This window comes from Corynebacterium sp. MSK204, assembly GCF_030229885.1.
GTDB lineage: Bacteria > Actinomycetota > Actinomycetes > Mycobacteriales > Mycobacteriaceae > Corynebacterium.
The window spans coordinates 41,687-53,244 of the sequence record NZ_JASPGQ010000001.1; the positions used below are offsets into that span (position 1 = coordinate 41,687).

General features: G+C 60.5%; 9 protein-coding genes. 8 read left to right on the plus strand and 1 reads right to left on the minus strand.

Annotated elements, in window-relative coordinates; genetic code table 11:
- Positions 1-188: 188 nt before the first annotated feature.
- Positions 189-977, plus strand: coding sequence for an SPFH domain-containing protein (locus QP908_RS00225; protein WP_284771422.1), 789 nt, complete (start codon positions 189-191; stop codon positions 975-977).
- A gap of 108 nt (positions 978-1,085) precedes the next feature.
- Here the strand turns inward: QP908_RS00225 and QP908_RS00230 are convergent, their stop codons facing one another.
- Positions 1,086-1,703 carry a hypothetical protein gene (locus QP908_RS00230; RefSeq protein WP_284771423.1) on the minus strand — a complete coding sequence of 206 codons (618 nt, stop codon included), beginning with the start codon at positions 1,701-1,703 and terminating at the stop codon, positions 1,086-1,088.
- Positions 1,704-1,853: 150 nt separating this feature from the next.
- Between QP908_RS00230 and QP908_RS00235 the strand changes: the two genes are divergently transcribed.
- From QP908_RS00235 to ftsY, 7 genes are read left to right on the plus strand one after another with little or no spacing between them, the layout of a single operon-like run.
- The gene (locus tag QP908_RS00235) at positions 1,854-2,402 is read left to right on the plus strand and encodes a YceD family protein (protein WP_284771424.1); all 549 of its coding nucleotides are present in this window, start codon (positions 1,854-1,856) and stop codon (positions 2,400-2,402) included.
- The gene (gene rnc, locus QP908_RS00240) at positions 2,399-3,169 is read left to right on the plus strand and encodes a ribonuclease III (RefSeq protein WP_284771425.1); all 771 of its coding nucleotides are present in this window, start codon (positions 2,399-2,401) and stop codon (positions 3,167-3,169) included. The genes QP908_RS00235 and rnc overlap by 4 nt, the downstream gene beginning before the upstream one ends.
- Before the next feature lie 3 nt (positions 3,170-3,172).
- The gene (gene mutM / locus QP908_RS00245; RefSeq protein WP_284771426.1) at positions 3,173-3,988 is read left to right on the plus strand and encodes a bifunctional DNA-formamidopyrimidine glycosylase/DNA-(apurinic or apyrimidinic site) lyase; all 816 of its coding nucleotides are present in this window, start codon (positions 3,173-3,175) and stop codon (positions 3,986-3,988) included.
- 53 nt (positions 3,989-4,041) lie between these two features.
- Positions 4,042-5,544: an alanine/glycine:cation symporter family protein gene (locus tag QP908_RS00250; RefSeq protein ID WP_239269454.1), complete on the plus strand. Its 1,503-nt coding sequence runs from the start codon at positions 4,042-4,044 to the stop codon at positions 5,542-5,544.
- 18 nt (positions 5,545-5,562) lie between these two features.
- Positions 5,563-5,841, plus strand: coding sequence for an acylphosphatase (locus QP908_RS00255; protein ID WP_239269455.1), 279 nt, complete (start codon positions 5,563-5,565; stop codon positions 5,839-5,841).
- Positions 5,842-5,898: 57 nt separating this feature from the next.
- Positions 5,899-9,411, plus strand: coding sequence for a chromosome segregation protein SMC (gene smc / locus QP908_RS00260; RefSeq protein ID WP_284771427.1), 3,513 nt, complete (start codon positions 5,899-5,901; stop codon positions 9,409-9,411).
- A 54-nt stretch (positions 9,412-9,465) separates the two neighbouring features.
- Positions 9,466-11,535, plus strand: coding sequence for a signal recognition particle-docking protein FtsY (gene ftsY, locus QP908_RS00265; RefSeq protein WP_284771428.1), 2,070 nt, complete (start codon positions 9,466-9,468; stop codon positions 11,533-11,535).
- The last annotated feature ends 23 nt before the right edge of the window (positions 11,536-11,558 follow it).

Sequence of the window (11,558 nt, forward strand, 5' to 3'; positions counted from 1 at the left end):
AGTTTCTGCATTGCTGCGAGGATACGGCGGCCGTGTGCGCCAGTGCCGCGGGTATGTGGAGGGAAAATAGGTTAAACGAACACGGGAAGCGAATCGAACTCGGAGAGCTTTAGCCTTCCTTGCCCCGGCCTGAGAACCCAAGGCGCGCCCTCCACACAATGGAGGTCCTGCGTTGTAGAATTCCCAGCATGTACCGTGTCTTTGAATCCCTTGATGAATTAGTTCAGCATTTGGAGCAGGCTTCTGGCTTTCCCATGACCTCCAATTGCTTGGTCCCCCGCCATGAGATGCTGGCGCTTCTCGATGACCTACGCAACGCGCTACCTGTAGAAATCGACGATGCGCAGGACGTTTTAGACAAGCAAGACGAGATTATCCGCGGCGCCGAAGAGCGCGCGGATAACACCATTAATGAGGCGTCTGCGGAGGCCACCGACATGGTGAATCAGGCGCGCCAAGAGGCCGATACCACGGTCGCGCAGGCAGAAGAACATGCCCAGCGGCTGGTGGCCGATGCTGAGGCGCGCGCTCAAAACACCGTGGAGCAAGCCCGGGCAGATGCAGACCGCACCATTGCTCAGGCCAACGAGGAATATGAACGCTCGGTGGCGGAAGGCCGCCAGGAACAAGAGCGGTTGGTCTCCGAGTCTGAAGTCGTCCGCCGCGCCAATGAAGAAGCCAACCGGATCGTGGAAACCGCATACACCGAATCTAACCGGCTGCGCACGGAATGCGATGACTTTGTAGATAGCAAGCTCAGCGAATTTGAAAGCTCTCTTAGCGGACTGCTGCGCACCGTAAACTCCGATCGTTCCGCCCTGCGCGGTGGGGCTGGCGTGCGCTCTCGCGGCGGCGACTACCTGCCGTCCCCTAACGCTGGGTCTTCCCGCGGTGGTGCTACCGGTGGTGCCGGCGGTGCTGGTGCTCCGCGCTATGGCGCAGACGACGGCTACGATCGCCGTTATACCGAGCGCTAAACGCTTAATTTACAAGGCACGACGCTTAAAAAAGTCCTGCTGCACGGGGTTATTCGCGAAAAGAAAATCGCGGCACCGTGTAGCAGGACTTATTGTGCCTGTGGGAGGCTAGACCGAGCTGCGCGAGTTGGAGTAGCGCGGGGTGGGGGACGATGAGGGGGCATCGGCAAGCGCGGCGGCATCAGCATAATTCGCGGAATGAGGGCGCTGGCTCTGGACCGCCACGAAGGCCACGATTCCCGCGCTGACCAGGCCGGGGAAGAGGAAGGTGACCAAGGCCGTGGTGAAGTAGGACGAGAGTGAGGTCACCGAACCGTTCATAAAGTCTTGGGGGAAGAACATCGCGCTAAGACTAATGACCGCGCCCGCGGTAAGGAACATGGCGCCGACGCTAAGCAACGCGCAGGCAAGGGCTTCGCGCGAGAGCCACGTGATGGCGGCGGCGCTGGCAGAAAATACAAGGGCGCCGGTAAGCACCGTGAGGTCGAGGCCGGAGGGGATGACCAAAATCGCGCCGGCGATAAGCCCGGCGCACATGCTGAGGATGAGGGCGGAGGAAAGGCGCAGGCCCTTGTCGCCGTAGATGCCAGAGTGGTCAGCCTTGGGCAGGCGATGGAGGACTGCCCCAGAGATGACCAAGAAGGTGGCGGGAAGGCAGCACAACACTCCGAATCTTGGAGCGATAGCGCTCAAATCTCCTGAGGCCGCGGCCAAGTTGTAAGTCATGTCTTTAGGCTAAGGCCGCCGCGGCCTGCAGGAAAGGGAAAACCGGCAAGCCATAGCGCTTTATGCCCAAACCTTCAGTTTCTTGCCAGAAAATGCGGTCGTGCCAGCAACTACGCGGAGTTTGCGAGGCAGGGTAGACTACCAACTGTTATGACATCTCCATTGAAGTTCGATGTGGGCGAATTATTAAACGCCCAAGGCGCTGACGCAATGCCGGAACAACGCACCCAGACGGGCCCTGCACCGGAAAGGATCGGCGTGGAAATGATCGCCATCCCCAAGGGCGAAGATCTCACCGTTGCCGCGACCCTGACCCCGTTGGGCTCAGGAGTGCTGGTTGATGCGGATATCTCCGGTGTCCTCACGGGCGAATGTGCGCGCTGCTTAAAAGAGCTCCACCCGCAGCTAGACCTGCACGTGACCCAGGTCTTCGCCGCCGATGAGTCCTTTGTCAGCGGCGACGAAGCCGAATCCGACGATGCCGGTTCGGGCGATGAAATCCCCGAAATCCAGGACGATGAACTGGATCTACTCCAGGCGGTTATCGATGAAGCAGGCCTGAATCTTCCCTTCGCCCCCGTCTGCGAAGACGGCTGCGATATCCAGACCCCCGAGGGTGTGACCACCGGAATCTCCGGGGAAGAAGAGGAAGAGGAGAAGATAGACCCGCGCTGGGCAGGTCTGGAGAAATTCCTATGAGCCGCACGAAGAAGCTAACCGGGCAAGAAGCGTGGGAGGCCACCTTTGCGGCGGTCGATCACACCCCGCTCTTGGAATCGCTCGGTGTTGCCCTTGAACCGGAAAACCTGCGCTTGGCGCTGACGCACCGTTCTTTTGCTAATGAAAACGGGCACTTGCCTAATAATGAGCGCCTCGAGTTCTTGGGCGATGCCGTCTTGGGTCTGTCGGTGGCCGCGAAGCTGTACGTGACGTATCCATCGCGCCCCGAATCCGATATCTCGAAGATGCGTGCGTCCATTGTCTCGCGCTATGGGCTTTCCGATATCGCGCGTGAAATCAACCTGGGCCCGCATATCCTGCTGGGCAAGGGCGAACAGTCCACCGGTGGGCGCGATAAGGATTCCATCCTTGCGGATACCACCGAGGCGATTTTCGGCGCCATTTACCGCGAGCACGGCTTTGAAACCGCCCGCGATGTGATCCTGCGCCTCTTCGCGGAAAAGATTGATAATGCCTCCGTCAGCGGCCGCCATTTGGACTGGAAGACCACCTTGCAAGAGCTGTGTGCCGAGTTGAAGGCGCCCATGCCGGTCTATTCGGCTACCGCTACCGGCCCAGAACACGATCAAACCTTCAGCGCGGTCGCGACCGTTGCCGGGCTGACCGTGGGCCATGGGCAGGGCCACAATAAGAAATTAGCGGAGCAGCAGGCCGCGCAAGAGGCGTGCCAAACCCTGCGCGAAACCCCGTTGCTGGTGCAAGGAACCGCCCATAAAGAAGGCTAACTAATGCCAGAATTGCCCGAAGTGGAATCGGTGCGCCGCGGGGTGGAAAGCTATGTCGTGGGCCAAGAGATTACGGCGGTAGACATTGCGCATCCGCGGGCGAACCGCGGCCAAGATGAACCGCTAGCGGGCCTTGTAGTGGGTAAGGAAATCGCAGCGGTCGCCCGCCGCGGCAAATTCATGTGGCTGGAATTCGTGGGGGAGGATCCGATGGATAGCCACCGCGACGTGCTTTTTATTCACTTAGGCATGTCGGGTCAGTTGCGCATCGGCCCTACCGATTCGCCGCACCGCCGCATCACGGTAGGGCTCAGCGATGGCACCGACCTGCACTTTGTGGACCAGCGCACCTTTGGATACTGGCTATATGCGCCGTGGTCCAAGATCTCCCATATCGGCTTGGATCCCCTGGAACCCGATTTTGATATCGCTAGCGCTGCGCGCCGCCTGCGGCAGAAGAAAACCGCGGCAAAAACGGCGCTATTGGATCAATCGCTGGTATCTGGCATTGGCAATATCTACGCAGATGAAGCGCTGTGGGCAGCACGCATTTCACCGCGCAAGAAAGCTTCTGCGCTGCGGCAAAAAGACGCCGTGGCGCTATTAAGCGCGGCGCAGACCGTGATGTCTGCCGCCCTCAAAGCGGGGGGAACGAGCTTTGATTCTTTGTACGTTAACGTCAATGGTGAATCCGGCTATTTCGCGCGCTCGCTTGCAGCTTATGGCCGCGCTGGCCAGCCATGTTCCCGCTGCGGCACGCCCATTGAGCGGTGTGTTATCGGGGGACGCTCGAGCCATTATTGCCCCCACTGCCAATAATCTCGCACCCGTGAGGTTCACGTTGTGCACCTTCAGGCAGTAAATTAATTCGCATGGAATTTCTCGAAAATGTCGTCACGACATTTAACGATGGCGTGTGGACATACATCCTGCCCTGGCTGCTTATCGGTGCAGGCCTGTTATTTGGCGCTCGTACCGCGGTGGTGCAGATTCGCAAAGTACCCGATATGCTGCGCGCCGTGGTCGAGCGACCCAACAGCGATGATGAGGATGAGGGCGCAGGAAGCGGGGGAATCTCCGCATTTAAGGCATTTACCATCTCCGCAGCATCGCGCGTGGGCACCGGCAACGTTGCCGGCGTCGCGGTGGCCATCTCCGTAGGCGGACCTGGCGCCGTCTTCTGGATGTGGATCATCGCCCTCCTTGGTGGTGCGACCGCCTTCGTGGAATCCACCCTGGCGCAGCTGTGGAAGGTCCGCAATGGCGATACGTACCGCGGCGGGCCGGCCTACTACATGAAGCGTGGCCTGGGCTGGGGCCCGCTCGGCGTTCTTTTCTCTATTGCTATCGTCTTTACCTTTGGCTTGGTCTATAACTCCTTCCAGACCAACGCCATTGTAGAGGCCGTGGCCTTTTCCTTCGGCCGCGAAGACGATGCCACCTTTGGCTCCATCATTGGCATCATCATCGCGATTGCCGCGGGCCTCATCATTTTTGGCGGCGTGAAGCGCATTGCCAATATCACCCAGGTAGTCGTTCCGTTTATGGCCCTGGCGTACCTGCTCATAGGTGGCTTCGTGGTCATTACGAACTTTGACAAGGTCCCGGGCATGCTGGGCGATATCATCGGCCACGCGCTTGGCTTTAAGGAAATCGCCGGTGCGGGCATCAGCACCGCTATGATGAAGGGCATCCAGCGTGGCCTGTTTTCCAATGAGGCCGGCGAAGGTTCTGCTCCTAACGCGGCGGCGACCGCCACCGTCTCCCACCCGGTAAAGCAGGGCCTGGTGCAGACCTTGGGCGTGTACTTCGACACCATCGTGGTCTGTACCATTACCGCCTTCCTGATCCTGCTTGGCCCGGAAGTTGCCTACGGTGAAGAGGCCGAGGGCGTTTCCCTTACCCAGGCGGCCTTGTCCGCCGAGGTTGGCCACTGGGGCATTCACTTCGTCAGCTTCATCCTGTTCTTCCTGGCTTTTTCTTCCATCTTGGGCAATTACTATTTGGCAGAAGCCAACCTGGAATACCTCACCACCAATAAGACGGTGCTCAATACCTTCCGCCTCGTGGTGCTGTTCTTTGTCTGGTTCGGTGCCGTCGGGTCCCTGCCATTGGTCTTCGCCCTGGCGGATACCGGTGCGGCGACGATGGTGATCCTGAATATCATCGCCATTGTTCCGTTATCCGGCGTGGCCATTCAATTGCTGAAGAACTTCAACGAGCAGCGCAGTAAGGGAGTCGATCCGGTCTTCCACCGCGATATGCTTCCGGGTGTGCCCGGCGTGGAGTGCTGGGACGGTTCTGACCCAGTGACCCGCCGCAGCGCTGCGGACCGTAAAATCTTGCGCGATCGCGGCGAGGCCGATCGCTACTAATGAGGATGGTGCAGTGACATGGAAAGAATGACGGCTTTTGTGCACGGCAACGTGCAAGGAGTGGGCTTTCGCTGGTGGACGCGGTCGCGCGCACTGGAATTAGGCCTTTCTGGGCATGCGACCAACCTGGCAGACGGCCGCGTGCAGGTTGTTGCTGAGGGCCCGCGCACAGACTGCGAGAAGCTCTTGGAACTATTGCAGGAGCAACCGAGCACCACCCGCCGCCCCGGCAGCGTCGATTTAGTGGTCGAGCAGTGGGCTGCTGCGAAGGGCGAAAGCGGCTTTGTCGAGCGCTAATAGCCAACCCAATGCTTGCTGCAACTCGTGTCTTAAAGGCTTGCTACACTATCCCAAATGCACCTGAAATCGCTGACGCTCAAAGGCTTTAAGTCATTCGCGTCGGCGACGTCTCTCAAATTTGAGCCGGGCATCTGCGCTGTTGTCGGCCCGAACGGTTCCGGCAAATCCAACGTGGTCGATGCCCTTGCCTGGGTCATGGGAGAGGCTAGCGCAAAGACCCTGCGCGGCGGCAAGATGCAAGACGTCATCTTCGCCGGGGCAGGCGACCGCAAGCAACTGGGCCGAGCCGAGGTCACGCTCACCATCGATAATGCCGATGGTGCGCTGCCCATCGAGTACTCCGAGGTATCTGTTACCCGCCGCATGTTCCGCGACGGCGCGAGCGAATACGAAATCAATGGGGCAAAGGCCCGGTTGATGGATATCCAGGAGCTGCTTTCTGATTCCGGCATTGGCCGAGAGATGCACATCATCGTGGGGCAGGGCAAGCTTTCTGAAATTCTAGAATCGCGCCCCGAGGATCGCCGCTCCTATATCGAGGAAGCCGCAGGTGTCCTCAAACACCGCCGCCGCAAAGAAAAAGCCCAGCGCAAACTCACGGGCATGCAGGCCAATTTGGACCGCCTGCAGGATTTGACTGATGAGCTGGGAAAACAACTCAAGCCCTTGGCGCGGCAGGCAGAAGCTGCCCAGCGCGCGGCCACGGTGCAGGCTGATGTGCGCGATGCGCGCCTGCGCCTGGCCGGAGACCGCATCGTCGGCCTGCGGCAGAAGCTTTCCGCTGCCGAGCAGACCGCGACGGTCTTATCTACCCAGGTGGAAGAGACCACGGCGCAGCTCGAAGAAGCGACCGAGCACCAAATGGAGCTGGAAACCCAGCTGGAGGAGGTCAATCCGCAAGCGGAAGCGGCCCAAAAACTGTGGTTTGATCTCTCGACCTTGTCCGAGCGCATTGCGGCGACCCAGCGCATCGCAGAGGAGCGGGCGGATAATGCCGGGTCCCAGGTCGCCTATGCCGGCCAGGATCCGGATGATCTTGAGGCCAAGGCGACGCGCGCGGACGAGGAACACGAGGAGCTCGTGGTAGCGGCAGAAGAAGCTGCGGAGCGGTTAGAAAGCATTCGGGAGGAAGTGGCGGAGCGTCGGCAAGCATTCGAGGCCGCCGAGCACGAACATATGGCACAGGTGCGCGCCATTGCGGACCGCCGCGAGGGAGTTGTGCGCCTTTTTGCCGCCGAAGAAAAGGCGGCGGGGCAGGTAGCCAGCGCGGAAGAAGAGCTGGCGCGGCAGGAAGAGGCCGTGGCTTCGCTGCAGCGCCGCACCCAGAATGCGCAGGCAGAAGCCGCTGAGGTAGCGCAGAAGTTGGATAATTATGCCGCGGAGCGCCAGCCTTTGGAGGAGGCGCATACGCGGGCTGCCAGCGAGTCCGGTGCTGCCGATAAGCGCTTGGATCAGCTCCGCGATGCCCAGCGCGAGCGCGAGCGCAGTGTCTATACGTTGCGGTCCCGCATCGATACGCTGTCCCAGACCATCCCCGAGTCGGTCGAGGTGGGCGAAGAATTCCAGCCATTGGCCGCGTATATTTCCACCACCTATGAATCGGCGGTTGCGGCCGCGTTGGGCACCTTCGCAGAGGCGCAGGCGGGGCAGTTGACCGAGGGCTTGATTGCGGATCTGGAGAAGGGCCCGCGCTCGGCGCTGCTAGATGCGGCGGCTTCAGCGCCCGCGAGTTCGTGGCGCGTCGATGCCGATCTGCCGCCGCAAGCTTCCTGGTTGCTGGATCACGTCACGGTGCAACCTGAGGTTTCGGTGGCGTTGCACCGGCTGCTTGCCGATGTCGCCCTCGTCCCCGATATTGCCCACGGCCGGCGCCTCGTGGCCGATGATCCGCGCCTGCGCGCCGTGACCGCGTCCGGGGTTGTCATCGGCGAAGGGTGGGTCGAGGTCGGCACCGGTTCCTCGTCCACCGTGGAGGTCACCGCCCGCATCGCGGAGGCTGAAGAGGAGTTAGAGCAGGCAAATCAAGCCCTGCACGAGCTTTCTGGCACCTTGAAGGGGGCAAAGATTGCCGCCGAGGATGCCCGCGTGACGGCCGCATCCGCCAAGGCAGCATTGCGGGAGCACGATACCGAGGTTGATGCCTGGAAGCGCGATCATCACCGCCTGGAGAAGCAGTACGAGGCAAATAAGGCGGAGCTGGAAAAGTCCGCGCAGCGCGCCACCGAGATCGAGATCCGGTTGCAGAAAGCCAACCAGGAGCTTGCCGATGCCCGCGATAGGCTCGCCCGCGTCGATGCCGACGATCAACCAGACGAGCCCTCGTCCGCCGATAGGGATGCCGCCTCGGCCGCGCTGGAAGAGGTAAAATCCATGGAAATGGAGGCCCAAGTCGCGGCCCGCTCGGCGCAAGAGCGCGTGGGTCAAGTTGCCGGCAAGGCCGATAATTTGCGGCGCCAGGCTCAACACGAGCGCCAAGCAAAGGCCCGCCATGAACAGGCGATGGCCCGCCGCAAGGCGCAGGGGCGATTGGCATCGGCAGTGGCACGGCATGCACAGGATTTGGCCGCGCGGGCGAACCAGCTTTTAAGCCGCGCCACCTCTGAGCGCGATGAGTTTGTCCACGAGCGCAACTCCTTAAATTCCCAATTGCAGCAGGCCAAGCAGGCGGTATCGGCCGCACGCCAAAATAGCGACCGGCTAACGGCGCGGGCGCACGAAGCAGAGCTGGCGCGCTCGCAGGCGCAGGTGCGCCTAGATGAAGCGGAGAAAAAGATTGGCGAACAGCTGGGTATCGCCATCGCTGACCTGCTGCGCGATTTCACCCCGGGCGAAGACTTTGACCGCAGCGCGGAAAAGTCGCGGCTGCAGCAGGCGGAAAAGGATTTGAACTCCTTGGGTAAGGTCAACCCCTTGGCCTTGGAGGAATATAAGGCGCTAGAGGAGCGATACAGCTACCTTTCTACGCAGCTAGACGATGTCATCCAAGCCCGCCAGGATCTCGCCGGGGTGATTTCGGACGTGGATAAGCAAATCCTGCAGCTCTTTACCGATGCCTGGCGCGATGTGGAAGCGGAATTTCCCAAGGTATTCAATACCCTCTTCCCGGGTGGGGAGGGCCGGTTGATCCTTACCGAGCCAGAAGACATGCTCACCACCGGCATCGAGGTCGAAGCCCGCCCGCCAGGCAAGAAGGTCAAGCGCCTATCGCTGCTTTCTGGCGGCGAGAAATCCCTTACCGCGCTGGCCATGCTCGTGGCGATCTTCCGCGCGCGCCCCAGCCCGTTCTACGTCATGGATGAGGTCGAGGCAGCGCTTGATGATGTCAACCTGCGTCGGCTCATCGCCCTATTCGAGGAACTGCGGAAAGATTCCCAGCTCATTGTCATCACGCACCAGAAGCCGACCATGGATGTGGCCAATGTCCTCTATGGCGTGACCATGCGCGGCGATGGCATCACCCGGGTCATTTCCCAGCGCATGAATCCAGCCGGTCTCGCGCCGGGAGCCGAGCAAGCAAGCCGGGATGCGACGCGGCTTGGAGTTGATGCACCGCAATCAACGGAATAGAAGATTTCGCCGCCCCTATGTGCCGCAAGCCCGAAAGGCTGGCACTATAGAGGCATGAATTCTTTATGGTTATGGATCGGCATAGCAATCGTTGTCATTGTGCTGATTGTCGTCTTCATTGCAATCGGCAAAAAGCGCGGTGAATCCAAGAAGGTTTCTTTCGAAAAACCCAAGGAAGAAGAGCCCAAACAGCTAACCCAAGAGCAAAAGTCCGGCAATTACCAGGCGAAGTCCGGCTTCAACTTTGCCCCAGCGGGCTCAAAAGACCCCGAAAAGGTAGCGCAGGAGAAGCCACGGCAGACCCAACCGCAGCAGGCTAAGCAGCCGCAGCAGCCGGAATCTTCGGAGCAGTCGGAGCCCAGCGCCACCGATATCGCGAATGCCCAGCTCAACGGTGAAGAGCCACCGGCGGCTAAGCGGCTTGAACCGGCTAAGGACAAGGACGCTGCCCCCGATAAAGCGGCCAAGCAGGAAGAACCGCAGCGCCAAGAACCTGCATCTGACGAGCAGTCAAAGAAGCCCGCAGAACCTGAGCAACCTGCAGACGAGGGCGGCGTAGCCAAGCAGGATAAGGGCATAAGAAAAGACGACGGCGCTGGCGATGAAGCTAAGGCCGAGTCCGAGTCCAAGCCTGTCGCGGATAAGTCTGAGGGTAAGGGCACTGCCGGCACGGCCGCTGCCGCTGCAGCCGCCACTGGGGGAGTCGGTGCCGCTGCTGCAGCCTCTGGTGACCGACAAGAATCCGCCGCAGATAACGAAGCGGAAAAGGAAGCTGCAGGCCAAGCAGAGGATCACTCTGGTAAGCCGGATTCCGCGCAGGCTTCTATGCCTGCTTCTGGTGAGAAGGAAGCAGAAGGTAAAGAAGCGAACGGCAGCGAGCAATCCGCCCCAGCCGCCGCCGAGAAACCTGCGGCAGAAAGTGCGGACGACCGCGGCGCGCTGGACCATGAAGAAAAAGACCCAGAAGACGTTGTATCCGTCGAGGCCGCCGAGGTAGAGGACGAATCGCCGGTCTTTGACGCGGTAGTAGATGATAAAGACGCAGACCACATCGAAGAACGCGTCGATAACCACGAGGAAGCCGAAGAAGCCGCAGCTGCAGCCGATGCACAAACGGATGCCGCGGAAGCAGCGAAGGAACAAACCCCGGTACCAGATGGCGAACCTGCTGCGGCGGCCCAACCCACCGAGGACATCGCTCCGGCGGGAGGCCGCCTCGGCCGTCTGCGCGGCCGCCTCTCTCGTTCTCAGAACGCCATCGGCCAAGGCCTGATGGGAATTCTTTCCGCCGGTGATCTGGATGAAGACGCCTGGGAGGAAATCGAAGATACCCTCATCATGGCGGATCTCGGCACCAAGTCCACGATGAAGGTCACCGATTCTTTGCGTGACAAGATCGCAGAGCGTGGCGTGTCGAGCGAAGAAGAAGCGCGTGCGATGCTGCGTGAATGCCTCATCGAGGCCTGCCACCCAGAAATGGATCGCTCCATTCGCGCGATGCCTAATGATGGCAAGCCAGCCATCGTCATGGTCGTAGGCGTTAACGGCACCGGTAAGACCACCACCACCGGTAAGCTCGCCCGCGTCCTCGTATCGATGGATCACAGCGTCCTGCTGGGTGCGGCAGATACCTTCCGTGCCGCAGCAGCTGATCAGCTAGAAACGTGGGGACGCCGCGTGGGCGCCGAAACCGTGCGCGGCAAGGAAGGCGCAGATCCCGCCTCCGTGGCTTTTGACGCCGTGGCCACCGGTGTGGAGCAGCAGGTCGATGTCGTCTTGGTTGATACGGCCGGCCGCCTGCACACCTCGACCGACCTGATGGATCAGCTGGGCAAAGTCAAGCGCGTTGTAGAAAAGAAGACCGAGGTTGATGAGGTTCTCTTGGTCCTCGATGCCACGGTGGGCCAAAACGGCCTGGCACAGGCCCGCATTTTCCGCGAGGTAGTGGACATCTCCGGCGTGGTGCTTACCAAGCTGGACGGCACGGCTAAGGGCGGCATCGTCTTCCAGGTGCAAGAGGAGCTGGGCGTTCCAGTCAAGCTTGTGGGCTTGGGCGAGGGCGCCGATGACCTTGCGCCATTTGAAGTCGAAGGATTCGTCGATGCCTTGTTAGGTGAGAAATAGGGTCTTCTCTCTCAATCGTTTTA